This window comes from Corallococcus sp. CA054B (assembly GCF_003611625.1).
In the GTDB taxonomy this organism is placed as follows: Bacteria; Myxococcota; Myxococcia; order Myxococcales; family Myxococcaceae; genus Corallococcus; species Corallococcus coralloides.
Genome location: NZ_RAVY01000003.1, coordinates 34,007 through 50,566 on the forward strand (window position 1 = coordinate 34,007; position 16,560 = coordinate 50,566).

The 16,560-nt window shown below is 71.7% G+C and carries 1 protein-coding gene (running past one end of the window); it reads right to left on the reverse strand.

Annotated features, from left to right (window positions below; all coding sequences use genetic code 11):
* Positions 1-16,560, reverse strand: the 3' portion of a protein-coding gene (locus tag D7V80_RS01165; protein WP_158616529.1) for a non-ribosomal peptide synthetase. The gene runs 14,940 nt beyond the window's last position; only the last 16,560 of its 31,500 coding nucleotides appear in the window; the start codon falls outside the window, past its right edge — the gene reads right to left on this strand; it ends in the stop codon at positions 1-3.

Consider the following 16,560-nt stretch of genomic DNA (forward strand, 5'->3'; position numbering starts at 1 on the left):
CTACCCGATCTTCTTCTTCAGGTCGTCCACCGGCGTCGTGTGCGTGACGATGCGGGACTGGAGCTCCCGCGCCACGTTCGTGATCAGCGGCTTGCGCATCATCGTCATGTGCGTGCCCGGCATGTCCACGATCTCCACGCCGCCAGTGACGAGGTCCTCCCAGCCGGTGTGCTCACGCGTGTCCGGACGCTGGCTGGCGCGCAGCAGCACGAGCTTCCCGTCGAGCGGCTTCGCGTCGTACTGCGTGAAGGCGCGCGAGGTGGACTCGAACACCCGGTACAGGTTGCGCACGCGCTCCACGCCCACGTCGGCGATCTGCGTGTCACCCTGGCTGCCCACTTCGTAGAAGTAGTTCACGCGCTCCGCTTGCGTCATCTGGCTGATGCGCTCGCGCAGCTCCAGCGGGTCGCGTCCCGTGGTGGCCGCCAGCATCATGGTGAGCTCGGAGGTGAGCATGTCCTCCAGGACCTGCTCCGGCGTCTTGTCCGGCACCATGTGCTGCACGGTGTACGCGTCGATGCTCGCCAGCAGCGCCACCTCTTCGCCCACGGCGCGCAGCTGCCGCGCCATCTCGAAGGCGATGATGCCGCCCAGCGACCAGCCCGCCAGGTGGTAGGGCCCGTGCGGCTGCACCTCGCGCACGGCCGACAGGTACAGCGCGGCCATCTCCGCCACGGTGCCCAGGGGCTCCTCGCCCTCGGTGCCCCGGGCCTGCAGGCCGTAGCACGGCTGATCCGCGTCCAGCTCGCGCGCCAGGTCCACGTAGCAGAGGACGCCGCCGCCCGCCGGGTGGATGGCGAAGAGCGGAGGCCTGGTGCCCTCCGGCTTCAGCGCCACCAGCGGCGACCAGGCGCGCGACTCGGCCTCCAGCAGCGCGGCCAGCTGCTCCACCGTCGACGCCTGGAACAGCGACGCCAGGGGCAGGTTCTTGCCGGTGAGCTGCTGGATGCGGCCCATGAGCTGCACCGCCAGCATGGAGTGGCCGCCCAGGTCGAAGAAGTCGTCGCGGATGCCAATGGGCGACATCCCCAGCGTCTCCTCCCAGACGCGGACCAGCTGGAGCTGAAGCGGCGTGCGCGCCACCACCAGCGTGGAGCCTTCCGCGCGCGTCGTGTCCGGAGCGGGCAGCGCGCGGCGGTCCACCTTGCCGTTGGACGTGAGCGGCAGCGACTCCAGCGTCATGAAGGCGGACGGCACCATGTACTCCGGCAGCGTGCGCCGCAGCTGCTCGCGCAGCTCCGGAACGCCCGCCACGCTCTGGCCCGGCGCGCCCACCAGGTACGCCACCAGGCGCTTGTCGCCCGGCACGTCCTCGCGCACCAGCACCACGGCCTCGCGCACGCTCGGGTGCGAGAGCAGGCCCGCCTCGATTTCGCCCAGCTCGATGCGGAAGCCGCGCACCTTCACCTGGAAGTCCGCACGGCCCAGGTACTCCAGCGTGCCGTCGGGACGCCACCGCCCCAGGTCGCCGGAGCGGTAGAGCCGCGCGCCCGGAACGGTGCTGAACGGATCCGGGATGAAGCGCTGCGCGGTCAGCTCCGGCCGGCCCAGGTAGCCGCGGCTCAGGCCGTCGCCGCCCACGTACATCTCACCCGTGACGCCCGGAGGCACCGGCTGTCCGTGCGCATCCAGCACGTACACCTGGAGGTCCGGGATCGCGACGCCCACTTCGCTGCCGCGCCCGCCCTCCGCGTCCGCCGCCTTGAGTGCGCGGTAGGTCACGTGCACGGTCGTCTCGGTGATGCCGTACATGTTGACGAGCACCGGCGCGTTGTCCGCGTGGCGCGCGTACCACGGGCGCAGGCTGCCGAACTCCAGCGCCTCGCCGCCGAACACGACCGTGCGCAGGGACAGGCCCTCGTGGTCGCCCGTGCGCTCCTCGTGCTGGATGAGCTGACGGAACGCGGACGGCGTCTGGTTGAGCACCGTGACGCCCTCGCGCTTGAGCAGCGCGTGGAAGTCCGCGGGCGTGCGGCTGACTTCGTACGGCACCACCACCAGCTTGCCGCCGTACAGGAGCGCGCCCCACATCTCCCAGACGGAGAAGTCGAAGGCGTACGAGTGGAACAGCGTCCACACGTCCTTCGCGCCGAAGTCGAACCAGTGCTTCGTGCCGTCGAAGAGGCGCACCACCTGCGCGTGCTCAATCTGCGCGCCCTTGGGACGGCCCGTGGAGCCGGACGTGTAGATGACGTACGCCAGGTGATGCGGCGCCACGCCGCTGTCCGGCGTGGTGCCAGGCGCGGAGGCCCAAGCGGCGGCATCCGAGTCCAGGCACAGGCGCTTCGCCGCGCCCGACGGCACCACGTCCAGCAGGTGCTGCTGGGTGAGCACCACCGGCACGCGCGCGTCCTCCACCATGAACTCCAGGCGCTCCCGCGGGTACGCCGGATCCATGGGCAGGTACGCGCCACCGGCCTTGAGGATGGCCAGCAGGCCCACCATCAGCTCCAGCGAGCGCTCCACCGCGAGGCCCACCAGGACCTCCGGCCCCACGCCCAGCGTGCGCAGGTGGTGCGCCAGCTGGTTCGCCCGCGTGTCCAGCTCGCGGTACGTGAGGCGCTGTTCGGCGTAGGTGACCGCGATGGCGTCCGGGGTGCGCGCCGCCTGACGCTCGAACAGCGTGTGCAGGCACGCGTCCACCGGGAAGCGGAAGGACGTGTTCCAGTCCGCCACCACCTGCGTGCGGTCCTCCTCCGTGAGCAGCGGCAGCTGGTGCAGCCGCGCGTCGGGGTTGGCCCCGATGCCCGCCAGCAACACGCCCAGGTGACGGGCGAGCCGCTCGGCGGTGCTCGCGTCGAACAGGTCGGTGTTGAACTCGAGCCCGCCTTCGATGCCGTTCGCCGTCTCCGTGAGGCCCAGCGACAGGTCGAACTTCGCGGTGCGGTGCTCCACCTCCACGCCTTCCAGGACGAGGTCGGTCAGGTTGAACGACCCTTCCGGCGCGTTCTGCAGCGTCATGGACACCTGGAACAGCGGCGTGCGGCTGGTGTCGCGCGTGGGCGCCAGCTCCTCCACCAGCTTCTCGAACGGGACTTCCTGGTGCGCGTACGCGCCCAGCGTCGTCTCCCGCACGCGGCCCAGCAGCTCGCGGAACGTGGGGTCGCCGTCCAGCTTCGTGCGCAGCACCAGCGTGTTGACGAAGAAGCCGATGAGGCCTTCCGTCTCCGCGCGCTGGCGGCCCGCGATGGGCGTGCCCACGCTGATGTCATCCTGTCCGGAGTAGCGGGACAACAGCGTCTGCCACGCGGCCAGCAGGACCATGAAGGGCGTGGTGCCCTCCTTCAGCGCCAGGGCCCTGAGCGTCTCCGTCAGCTCCCGGCTGATCTTCACCGGGACACTGGAGCCGTGCGAGGTCTGCACCGCCGGACGCGGACGGTCCGTGGGCAGCTCCAGCGCGGAGGGCGCGCCGGTCAGCTGCTGCTTCCAGTAGCCGAGCTGCTTCTCCAGCACCTCGCCCTGGAGCCAGCCGCGCTGCCAGCCCGCGTAGTCCGCGTACTGCACCGGCAGCTCCGGCAGGGACGGCGTGCCGCCGTTGGAGAAGGCCTCGTAGGACGCGGCCATCTCGCGCACCAGCACGCCCATGGACCAACCGTCGGAGACGATGTGGTGCATGACGAGCAGGAGGATGTGCTCCTCCTCGTCCAGCTTGAGCAGCTTCACGCGCAGCAGCGGACCGGTGGCCAGCTGGAACGGGTGCACCGCCTCCTCGTCCGCGAGCCGGCGGGCCTCGTCATGGCGCTCGGGGTCCGGGATGTCGGAGAGGTCCACCACCGGGAGCGGCAGCGACACCGCCGGGTGGATGACCTGCGTGGCCTGGCCGTGGTCCAGGTGGAACGACGTGCGCAGCGATTCGTGCCGGCGCACCAGCTCCGTGAAGCTCCGCTCCAGCGCCATCACGTCCAGCGAGCCCTTCAGGCGAAGGACCATGGGCACGTTGTAGGCCGGGCTGGACGCGTCCAGCTGGTGCAGGAACCACAGGCGCTGCTGGGCGAAGGACAGCGGCAGGCGGCCTTCGCGCGGCAGCGGCACGATGGCGGGCGCCTGGGTGCCCGCACCGGCCTGGAGCGCCTGGTCGATGAGGACGGACAGCTTCTGCACCGTGGGCGCGTTGAAGACGTCCCGCAGCTGCAGGTCGATCCGGAAGATGCTCCGGACGCGCGACAGCACCTGCGTGGCCAGCAGCGAGTGACCGCCCAGCTCGAAGAAGTCGTCCGTCGAGCCCACGCGGTCCACGTTGAGCAGCTCGCTCCACGCTCCGGCGAGCAGCTGCTCCGTGGGGGTGCGCGGCGCGATGAACGCGTCATCCTGCGCGCGCTCGTCGCTGGGGACGGGCAGCGCCTTGCGGTCCACCTTGCCGTTGGAGGTCACCGGCAGCGCCTCCATCACCACGAAGGCGGACGGCACCATGTACTCCGGCAGCGTGCGCTCCAGGTGCTCGCGCAGGCCCTTGCGATCCAGGGACTCCACGTCACCCGCGACGTAGGCCACCAGCCGCTTGTCACCGGCCACGTCCTCGCGGACGACGACGACGGACTCGCGGACGCCGTAGGCGCCCATGAGGGCGGATTCGATCTCCCCCAGCTCGATGCGGTAGCCGCGCACCTTCACCTGGTGGTCGACGCGGCCCATGTATTCCAGCGTGCCGTCTGCGCGCCAACGGGCCAGGTCGCCGGAGCGGTACAGCCGCGCGCCAGCGTCGGCGCTGAACGCATCCGGCACGAACTTCTCCGCCGTGAGCTCCGGGCGGCCCAGGTAGCCGCGGCCCACCTGCACGCCGCCGATGTACAGCTCACCCGGCACGCCCACCGGCACGGGCTGCAGCTGCGCATCCAGCACGTACATCCGCGTGTTGGGCAGCGGCTTGCCGATGCGCACCGCGCCGGAGGCGGAATCCTCCGGGGCCACGACGTGCACCGAGCAGCCCACCACCGTCTCCGTGGGGCCGTACTCGTTGATGAGCCGCGTGGCCGGCGCGTGCTTGCGCCAGAACGCCAGCTCTTCCGAGAAGAGCGCCTCGCCGCCGATGACGAAGGCGCCCGTGCGCCCCGCCGCCGCGTCCGCGCCCAGCAGGTCGGACAACAGCCGCAGGTGACTGGGCGTCAGCTTCACCAGGCTGAAGCCCGTGCCTTCACGCAGCACGTCCGCCAGGCCTTCCACGCCCCGCGTCTCGGACACCATCACCACGCCCCGGCCCGCGACCAGCGGCGCCAGCATGCTGGTGACGGTCAGGTCGAACGCGAGCGACGAGTGCACCGGCGCGCCCGCGCCCGTCTCCAGCCCATACGCGGACAAGCACCACGTCAGGTAGTTGGACACGCCGCGGTGTTCGATGGCCACGCCCTTGGGCTTGCCCGTGGAGCCGGACGTGTAGATGACGTACGCCAGGTTGCCGGCCGTCACCGCCGTCACGGGCGCGTCCTCGCGCTCGCGGGAGATGCTCCGCTTCCAGTCGCCATCCAGGCTGATCAACTGCTGGGTGGTGACGGGCAGATCGTCCGCCAGCGAGTCCTGCGTCAGCACCACCGGCACCTGCGTGTCCTCCAGCATGAAGGACAGGCGGTCCAGCGGGTACTTCGGGTCGAGCGGCACGTACGCGCCGCCGGCCTTGAGCACGCCCATCACGGCGATGACCATCTCCAGCGAGCGCTCCAGGCACAGGGCGACCTTCACCTCGGGCCCCACGCCCAGCCGGCGCAGGTGGTGCGCCAACTGGTTCGCCTTCGCGTCCAGCTGCCGGTACGTGAGCGTCTCACCCTCGAAGGTCGCGGCGATGGCGTCGGGGGTGCGGGCCACCTGCTCCTCGAAGCGCTGGTGGATGCAGGCGTCGCGCGGGAAGTCGGCCCGCGTGTCGTTCCACGTCGTGAGCAGCTGCGTCCGCTCGCCCTCGGTGAGCAGCGGCAGGCGCTGCACGGGCACGTCCGGCTGGGACGCCACGCCCTCCAGCAGGACGCGGAGGTGCTCCAGCATCCGCTCGGCGGTGCCGGCGTCGAACAGGTCGGAGTTGTACTCCATGGCTCCGCGCAGCTCGCCGTCCACCTCCGACAGGGTCATGTTCAGGTCGAACTGCGCGGTGCGGTGCTCCAGCGGCACGGCGCGCAGCGTGAGGCCCTTGACCTCCAGCTCCGGCACCGGCGCGTTCTGGAACGACAGCAGCACCTGGAACAGCGGCGTGCGGCTGGTGTCGCGCGTGGGCGCAAGCTCCTCCACCAGCTTCTCGAACGGGACTTCCTGGTGCGCGTACGCGCCCAGCGTCGTCTCCTTCACCTGGGCCAGCAGCGCGCGGAAGGACAGGTTGCCTTCCAGCTTCGTGCGCAGCACCAGCGTGTTGACGAAGAAGCCGATGAGGCCTTCCGTCTCCGTGCGGCCACGGCCCGCGATGGGCGTGCCCACGCTCACGTCGTCCTGACCGGAGTAGCGCGCGAGCAGCACCTGCCACGCGGCCAGCAGGACCATGAAGGGCGTGGCGCCTTCCTTCAGCGCCAGGGCCTTCAGCGTGTCCGTCACCGGCTTGCCCACGCGCAGGTTCACGCTGGCGCCCCGGTACGTCTGCACCGCCGGACGCGGTCGGTCCGTGGGCAGCTCCAGCGCGGCGGGCGCGCCGGTCAGCTGCTGCTTCCAGTACGCCATCTGCTGGGCCAGCACGTCACCCTGCAGCCAGCCCCGCTGCCAGCCCGCGTAGTCCGCGTACTGCACCGGCAGCTCCGGCAGGGACGGCGCGCGGCCGGAGGCGAAGGCCTCGTAGAGGGCCGCCATCTCCCGCACCAGCACGCCCATGGACCAGCCGTCGGAGACGATGTGGTGCATCGTCGCGAGCAGCACGTGCCGCTGGGCCTCCAGCTTGAGCAGCTTCACGCGCAGCAGCGGGCCGTTCGCCAGATGGAACGGACGCTGCGCCTCTTCGTTGGCCTGCCGCTGGGCCTCGGCCTCGCGGACGTCCTCGGGCTGACCGGACAGGTCCACCACCGGGATCGGCAGCGTCGCCGCCGGGTGGATGACCTGCGCGGGCTGGCCGTCGCGCATGGGGAACGTGGTGCGCAGCGATTCGTGGCGGCGCACCAGCTCCGTGAAGGCGCGCTCCAGCGCGGACACGTCCAGCGTGCCCTCCAGCCGCACCGGCAGCGGGAGGTTGTAGAAGGCGCTGTCCGGCTCCAGCTGGTTGAGGAACCACAGGCGCTGCTGGGCGAACGACAGCGGCATCCGCTCCGCGCGCGGCAGGGCCACGAGCGGCGGCGCCTTCACGCCCCTGCCCTGCGCCACCAGCGCGTCCACGCGCCGGGCCAGGTCCGTCACCGTGGGCGCCTCGAAGAGCGTGCGCAGCGGCAGCTCCACGTCGAAGGCCTCGCGGATGCGCGACGCCAACCGCGTGGCCATGAGCGAGTGGCCACCCATCTCGAAGAAGTGGTCTTCCACGCCCACGCGCTCCACGTTCAACAGCTGCGCGAAGAGGGCCGCGAGCAGCTCCTCCGTCGGCGTGCGCGCGGCCACGAAGGTGCGCGTGCGCGACACCTCGCCCGTCGGCGCGGGCAGGGCCTTGCGGTCGATCTTGCCCGCGGGCGTCAGAGGCAGGGCCTCCAGCACCACGAAGGCCGACGGCACCATGTACTCCGGCACCTCCGTCTTCAGGTGGCGGCGCAGCTCCACCGCGTCCAGCGTGCCCGCGGCCTGGGGCACGACGTACGCCACCAGGCGCTTGTCGCCCGGCGCGTCCTCGCGCACCACCACCGCCGCCTCACGCACCTCCGCGTGGTGCAGCAGCACGGACTCGACCTCGCCCAGCTCGATGCGGAAGCCGCGCACCTTCACCTGCGAGTCGATGCGGCCCAGGTACTCGAGCTCGGCCGAGGACGTCCACCGCACGCGGTCGCCGGTGCGGTACAGCCGCGCGCCCGGCTCCTGGCTGAACGGGTTCGGGATGAACCGCTCCGCCGTCAGGTCCGGCCGGCCCTGGTAGCCACGCGCCAGGCCCGCGCCCGCCACGTACAGCTCGCCCGGGACGCCCGCCGGCTGGGGCCGGAGCGCGTCATCCAGCACGTACACCTGCACGTTCGCCCACGGCTTGCCGATGGTGAGCCGCTCCGGGTTCGCGCCGTTCTCGGTCAGCGTCGCGCAGACCGTGGCCTCCGTGGGGCCGTAGGCGTTGATCATCAAGCGCCCTTCGCCCCACTTGCGCGCCAGCTCCACGCTCAGCGCTTCACCGGCGGAGATGACGGTGCGCAGGCCCTCCAGCCCTTCCGTGCCCAGCTGCGCGAGCACCGACGGCGTCAGGGTGATGGCCGTGATGCGCTGCTGCTGGAGCAGCGTGCGCAGCGGTTCATCCGGCAGCAGCCGGTCGCGCGGCGCGAGCACCAGCGTGGCCCCGGCGACGAGCGTGCCGAACACCTCGCACACGCTGGCGTCGAAGCTGGACGCCGCGTACTGCAGCACGCGGCTGCCCGGCGCGTAGCGGTGCGCGCGGCCCGCCTGGAGCGCCGTGTTCACCAGACCCTGGTGCTGGAGCAGCGTGCCCTTGGGACGGCCCGTGGAGCCGGACGTGTAGATGACGTACGCCAGGTTGGCGGAGGTCATGTTCACGGACGGCGCCGTGGTGGGCAGGGCCTGGAGGACGTCCCGGACGTCATCCAGGTGCAGCCCGACGCGCTCCTCCGCGTGCAGGCCCGGCATGGGCTCGCCGCGCGTCACGAGCACCGTGGCGCCGCTGTCCTCCAGCATGTAGTCGAGCCGGTCGATGGGGTACGCCGGGTCGAGCGGCACGAACGCGCCGCCGGCCTTGAGCACGCCCAGCATGCCGACCACCAGGTCCAGCGACCGGTCCAGGCAGAGCGCCACGCGCACTTCCGGCGCGACGCCCAGGGTGCGCAGGTGGTGCGCCAGCTGGTTCGCCTTCGCGTCCAGCTGCGCGAACGTGAGCGACGTGTCCTCGTAGACGAGCGCCACGGCGTCCGGCGTGGCGCGGGCATGCGCCTGGATGAACGACTGGATGCACGCCTCGCGCGGGAAGTCCACGCGGGTGTCGTTCCACACCACCAGCTCCTGCCGCGCCTCGTCCTCCGTCATGAGCGGCAGCGCCATCACGCGCTGATCCATGTCCGCGGCGATGCCTTCCAGCATCATCACGAAGTGCTGCACCAGCCGCTCGGCGGTGACGCGGGAGTACAGGTCGGAGTTGTAGGCGAGCCGGCCCAGGAAGCCCTCGGCCGCGTCCGCCAGCGACAGGGACATGTCGAACTTCGCCGTGCGCGCTTCGGCCTCGAACGCCTTGAGCGTGAGGCCGGCCACGGACACCTGGCCGGACAGCTCCTCCGCCTGGAGCACGAACATGGCCTGGAAGAGCGGCGAGCGGCTGGTGTCGCGCACCGGGTGCAGCTCCTCCACCAGCTTCTCGAACGGGACCTCCTGGTGGACGTGCGCGGACAGCACCGTGTCACGCACCTGGGTCAGCACGTCGCGGAAGGACGGGTTGCCCTCCAGCTTCGCGCGCAGCACCAGCGTGTTGACGAAGAAGCCGATGATGCCCTCCGTCGACGAGTGCCCGCGGCCCGCGGCCGGCGAGCCCACGCTGATGTCGTCCTGGCCCGCGTGGCGCGCCAGGAGCACCTGCCACGCCGCCAGCAGGAACATGAACGGCGTCACGCCCTTCTCGCGGCACAGCGCCTTGATCCGCTGCGACAGCGTCTGCGGCACCTTCACCGCCACGCCGCCGCCCGAGTACGTCATCACCGCCGGGCGCGGGAAGTCCGTGGGCAGCTCCAGCGCGGCGGGCGCGCCGGCCAGCTGCTGCCGCCAGTACTCCACGTGCTTGCCCATCACGTCGCTGCGCAGCCAGTCGCGCTGCCAGCCCGCGTAGTCCGCGTACTGCACCGGCAGCTCCGGCAAGGGCGACGGCTTGTCCTCGCGGAAGGCCGCGTAGATGGCGGCGATCTCCCGGACGAGCAGGCTCATGGACCAGCCGTCCGTGATGATGTGGTGCAGCGACAGAAGCAGCACGTGCTCCGTCTGGGACATGCGCAGGATGAGGGCGCGCATGAGCGGCCCTGTGGCCAGCTTGAAGCCCCGGTTGGTCTCCGCGTCGGCCAGGCGCTTCGCCTCGGCCTCGCGCTCCGCGTCCGGCAGGCTGCTCAGGTCCACGACGTTGAGCGACGCAGGCGCGGGCGCGTGGATGCGCTGCACGGGCTGGTCGCCTTCCGCGTGGAAGGTGGTGCGCAGCGATTCGTGCCGCCGCACCAGCTCCGTGAAGGTCCGCTCCAGCACGCCCAGGTCCAGCTCACCCTCCAGACGGACGGGCAGCACGATGTTGTAGAACGCGCTGTCCGGCTCCATCTGGTCCAGGAACCACAACCGCTGCTGGGCAAGACCCAGCGGCAGCGAGCCCTCGCGCGGCAGCGGCACGATGGGCGGCGCCTGGAGTCCCTGCTCCGAACGCACGGACTGATCCACGCGCTGGGCCAGGTCCGCGATGGTGGGCGCCTCGAAGAGCGCGCGCAGCGGCAGCTCCACGCCGAACGCCTCGCGGATGCGCGAGGCGACCTGCGTGGCCAGCAGCGAGTGCCCGCCCAGGTCGAAGAAGTTGTCGCGCACCCCTACCCGCTCCACGTCCAGGACCTCCGTCCAGACCGTGGCGAGCAGCTCCTCCGTCGGCGTGCGCGGCGCGGCGAACTCCGCCTCGCTGCGCTCCGTGCGGGCGTCGGACGGCGCGGGCAGCGCCTTGCGGTCCACCTTGCCCGCGGGCGTCATCGGCAGCGCCTCCAGCACCACGAAGGCGGACGGCACCATGTACTCCGGCACCTCGCCCTTCAGGTGGCGCCGCAGCTCCGCCACGTCCAGCTCGGTGTCCTCCTGCGCGACGACGTAGGCCACCAGGCGCTTGTCGCCCGGCACGTCCTCGCGCACCACCACCGCCGCCTCACGGATGTCCGTGTGGTGCAGCAGCACGGATTCGACCTCGCCCAGCTCGATGCGGAAGCCACGCACCTTCACCTGGAAGTCGATGCGGCCCAGGTACTCCAGCTCGCCCGTCGACAGCCAGCGCACGCGGTCACCCGTGCGGTACACGCGCGCGCCCGGCTCCTGGCTGAACGGATGCGGCACGAACCTCTCCGCCGTCAGGTCCGGCCGGCCCTGGTAGCCGCGCGCCAGCGCCACGCCGCCAATGTACAGCTCACCGGCCACGCCCACCGGCACCGGACGCTGCGCCGCGTCCAGCACGTACACCTGCGCGTTCGCCCACGGCTTGCCGATGGTGATCCGCTCGGGGTTCACGCCGCCTTCGGTCAGCGTCGCGCAGACCGTGGCCTCCGTGGGGCCGTAGGCGTTGATCATGAGGCGCCCCGCGCCCCACTTGCGCGCCAGCTCCACGCTCAGCGCTTCACCCGCGGACACGACGCTGCGCAGGCCCTCCAGCCCTTCCGTGCTCAGCTGCGCGAGCACCGACGGCGTCAGCGTGGCGGTGGTGATGCCCTGCGCCTTCAGCAGCGCGCGCAGCGGCTCGTCCGGCATCAGCCGGTCGCGCGGCGCGAGCACCAACGTGGCGCCCGCGGCCAGGGTGCTGAAGATCTCCCAGACGCTGGCATCGAAGCTGGACGCCGCGTACTGCAACACGCGGCTGCCCGGCCCCACCCGCTTCGCCGCGGCGGCGCGCAGGGCCGTGTTCACCAGGCCCTCGTGCTGGAGCAGCGTGCCCTTGGGACGGCCCGTGGAGCCGGACGTGTAGATGACGTAGGCCAGGTTGTGGGCGGACGTGCCCGAGCGCGGCGCCTCTTCCGGCATCCGCTCGATGGCGTCCACGTCCAGGTCCAGCTGGATGGTCAGGCGGCCGTCGGTGGGCAGCGAGTCCATCAGCGACTCCTGCGTCACCAGTACCGGCGCGCCCGAGTCCGACAGCATGTAGTCGAGCCGCTCCACCGGGTACGACGGATCCAACGGGATGAAGGCGCCGCCGGCCTTGAGGATGCCGAGCATGCCCACCACGAGATCCAGCGAGCGCTCCAGGCAGAGCGCCACGCGCACTTCGCGTCCGACGTACCGGCGGCGCAGGTGGTGCGCCAGCTGGTTCGCCTTCACGTCCAGCTCCGCGTACGTGAGCGACTGGTCCTCGTAAACGAGGGCCACCGCGTCCGGCGTGGCCTCCGCGTGCGCTTCGATGAGCGAGTGGATGGTCGCCTCGCGCGGCAGCTCCGCGCGCACGCTGTTCCAGCCCACCAGCACCTGGTGCCGCTCCTCGGCGGACAGCAGGGGCAGCTCGCCCACGGCCGCCTCGGGCTTCGCGACGATGCCCGCGAGCAGCACGTGCAGGCGCGCCATCATCCGCTCCGCGGTCGCGCGGGCGAACAGGTCGGAGTTGTACTCCAGGCGGCCCACGAAGCCGTCCGCCGCGTCCAGCATGGACAGGGCCAGGTCGAACTTCGCGGTGCGCGCCTCCGCCTCGTAGGCGCTCAGGGTGAGGCCCGGCACGGACAGCTTCGCCGCCAGCTCCTGGTGCAGCACGAACCACACCTGGAAGAGCGGCGAGCGGCTGGTGTCGCGCACCGGCTGCAGCTCCTCCACCAGCTTCTCGAAGGGCACTTCCTGGTGCGCGTGCGCGCCCAGCACCGACTCCCGCACCCGCGCGAGCACCTGGCGGAACGAGGGGTCCCCTTCCAGCCGCGTGCGCAGCACGAGCGTGTTGATGAAGAAGCCGATGAGGCCTTCGGTCTCCATGCGGCCACGGCCGGCCACGGGCGAACCCACCGTGACGTCGTCCTGGCCCGCGTGGCGCGCCAGCAGCACCTGCCACGCGGTGAGCAGCAGCATGTACGGCGTGACGCCTTCCTTCAGCGCCAGGGCGCGCAGGGCATCCGACAGCTCGCGCGGCAGCGTGAAGGGCAGCGTCTCACCGCGGTACGTCTGCACCGCCGGGCGCGGGAAGTCCGTGGGCAATTCCAGCGCGGAGGGCGCGCCGGTCAGCTGCTGCTTCCAGTAGCCGACCTGCTTCTCCAGCACGTCGCCCTGGAGCCAGCCGCGCTGCCAGCCCGAGTAGTCCGCGTACTGCACCGGCAGCTCCGGCAGGGGCGACGGCTTGCCCTGACGGAAGGCCTCGTAGAGCGCGGCGACTTCGCGCACGAGCACGCCGCGCGACCAGCCGTCGGACACGATGTGGTGCACCGTGAGCAGCAGCATGTGGCGCACGTCCGAGATGCGCACCAGCGTGGCGCGCAGCAGCGGGCCCGTGGCCAGGTTGAACGGCCTGCCCGCGTCCTCGTCCGCCAGACGCTGTGCCTTCGCCTCGCGCTCGGCCTCCGGCAGGTGCGTGAGGTCCACGAGCGGCAGCGGCATGGGGGCCGCCGGGTGGACGACCTGCACCGGGTTGCCGCCCTCCGCGCGGAAGGTGGTGCGCAGCACTTCGTGACGGCGCACCAGCTCCGTGAAGGCCTGCTCCAGCGGGGCCACTTCCACCGCGCCGTCCAGCATCACCGGCGCGGCGATGTTGTAGAACGCGCTGTCCGGCTCCAGCTGATCCAGGAACCACAGGCGCTGCTGCGCGAACGACAGCGGCAGCGTGTGCTCGCGAGACAGCGGCACGATGGCCGGCGCCTCCAGGCCGAAGCCCTGGCGGACCGCCTCGTCCACGCGGGCGGAGAGCGTCTCCACCGTGGTCGCCTCGAAGAGCGCGCGCAGGGGCAGCTCCACGCGGAACGCGCTCCGGATGCGGGAGATCATCTGCGTCGCCAGCAGCGAGTGGCCGCCGAGCGCGAAGAAGTCGTCCTTCACGCCCACGCGCTCCACTCCGAGCAGCTTGGACCACAGGCCCGCGATGAGCTCCTCGGTGGGAGTGCGCGGGGCCACGTGGGCGCGGCTGGCTTCGGACTCCTTCTCCGGCGCGGGCAGCGCGCGGCGGTCCACCTTGCCGTTGGACGTGAGGGGCAGCGCGTCCAGCATGACGAAGGCGGACGGCACCATGTAGTCCGGCAGCCGCGACTTCAGGCCCTGGCGCAGCGCCCCGGCCTCCAGCGTGTGGCCGGGCACCGCGACGACGTAGGCCACCAGGCGCTTGTCGCCCGGCACGTCCTCGCGCGCCAGCACGACGACTTCCGCGACGCCGGGCAGGCCGCTCATCGCGGCTTCAATCTCCGGCAGCTCGATGCGGAAGCCGCGCACCTTCACCTGGAAGTCGACGCGGCCCAGGAACTCCAGCGCGCCGTCCGGCAGGTAGCGGACGCGGTCGCCCGTGCGGTACACGCGCGCGCCCGGCTCCGCGTGGAACGGATCCGCCAGGAAGCGCTCCATCGTGAGGCCCGGCTGGCCCAGGTAGCCACGCGCCACGCCCGCGCCGCCGATGAACAGCTCGCCGGGCACGCCCACGGGGACGGGTTGTAGCGCCGCGTCCAGCACGTACATCCGAGCGTTGGGCAGCGGCCGGCCCAGCGGCACGGAGGCCGTGGCGGCAAGCGCAGTGCCCCGCTCCACCTTCCACGTCAGCACGCCGACCGTGGTCTCGGTGGGGCCGTAGTGGTTGAAGACTTCGAGCCCGGGCACGAGCGCATGCACGCGCGCCACGAGCGCCGGATCGGACGCTTCACCGCCCAGCACCAGCCGCTTGCGAGGCAGGACGCGCTCGGGCGACGGCGAGGACAACAGCGCCGTCAGGTGCGAGGGGACGATCTTCAAGCAGTCCACCGCGTGGCGCTGGAAGTAGTCACCCAGCGCGGCCGGATCGGACGCGCGGTCGCGGGAGATGAGGTGCAGCGTGCCGCCGCCGCTCAGCGTCGGGAAGACGGCGGTGTGGCCCAGGTCCGCGGCCAGCGTGGACACCGACGCGAAGCTCGCCGCCGGGGGCAGCTCCAGCCGGAGCGTCACGCCCTCCACATAGTGGTTGAGCTGACGGTGCTCGATGGCCACGCCCTTGGGCCGGCCGGTGGAGCCGGACGTGAAGATGACGTAGGCCAGGGAGCTCGCGTCGCCCAGGCGCTGCGGGTCGTCCTCACGCTCGCGCGAGAGCAGCCCGGCGTCGGAGTCCAGGCACACGTGTCCCCTGGAGGCGTCCGCCACGTGCGCGGCGAGCGAGGCCTGGGTGACCACGAGTGAAGCCGCCGCGTCCTCCAGCACCGTGCGCAGGCGCTCCGGCGGATGCGACGGATCCAGCGGCACGTACGCGCCGCCGGCCTTGAGGATGCCCATCATGCCGACGATGGCATCCGGGGTGCGCTCGGTGAGCAGGCCCACGCGCGCATCCGGGCCCACGCCGCGCGCGCGCAGCCAGTGCGCCAGCTGGTTGGCCCGGCGGTTCAGCTCCCCGTAGGTCAGCTGGCCGTCGTCGCAGACCACCGCCACCGCGTCCGGCGTGCGGGCCGCGTGGACGGCGAAGCGCTCGTGGACGCAGGCGTCGCCCGCGGGCTGGGCGCCCGTGGCGTTCCACTCCACCAGCAGCTTCTGGCGCTCCGCGTCCGGCAGCAGCCGCGCGTGCTCGTGACGCGCGTGCGGGTTGGCGGCCATCGCTTCGAGGGCGCGGAAGTAGTAGCCCGCCAGCGCCTCCGTCTGATCCGCGTCGCGCTGCGTGCCGTTGGTGCGCAGCACGAGCATCAGCGCGCCGGTGTCCGGGCGCTGGAGGAACAGCGTGCTCAGCGGAAGCTCCATCCACGCGGTGGACGGCGTCTCCTCCAGCAGGCGCACGCCTTCGAGCTGCGACAGGCCTCCGGCCACGTGGAAGTGGACGAAGTTGAAGATGGTCTCGAACAGCCGCTGGCCCCCCAGCTGCTGCTGCAACCGGCCCATGGGGTAGCGGCGGTGCGGCCAGATGTCGCCGTCCGCCTTCGAGACCTGGCGCACCAGGTCCAGCCACGTGCCGTCCTCCAGCGTCACCGGGAACGGGATGCTGTTGAGGAACAGGCCCACCATGCGCTCACTGTCGGCCGTCTCCGGACGGCCGTTGGAGACGACGCCCGTCACCACCGAGCGCTGTCCCTCCATGAGCGCGCGCACGCGCAGATGCGCCGCCAGCAGCACGGTCTTCAGCGGCACGTTGGCGGCCTGCGCCACGCGCTGCAGTCCCTCCTGGAGCGCGGCGGGCACGTCCACCTGCCGCATGCTCAGCACCGGCTCCTGGCCCGCGGGCAGCGGCGCGCGAGGAGCAGGACGGTCCACTTCCGACAGGCGCGACTTCCAGAACTGCTCTCCCTCGCCGGAGGTGAGCGACTGGTGCTCCAGCGCGACGAACTGGCGGTAGGTGACGGCCAGCGGCGCCGCCTCCGGGGCCGGCGTGCCGCGCAGCAGGTTCACGTAGCCGCGGAACAGCTCCGACAGCAGCGTCGCGAGGCTCCAGCCATCCAGGATGGCGTGGTGGAAGATGAGCGAGAACTGGAGCGTCTTCTCCGTGCGCCGGTAGATCGCGAAGCGCAGCAACGGCGCGCGGCTCCAGTCGAACGGACGGCAGCGGTCCTCTTCCACGAGCTTGCGCAGGAGCGCGTCCTGCTCCGCGGCGGGCACGTGGCGCACGTCGTGGAGCTCCAGCGGCACCTGAGCCTCGCGGTGCACGAACTGCAACGGCTGCTCGTAACCGGTGAGGTCGAACGACGTGCGCAGGATGGC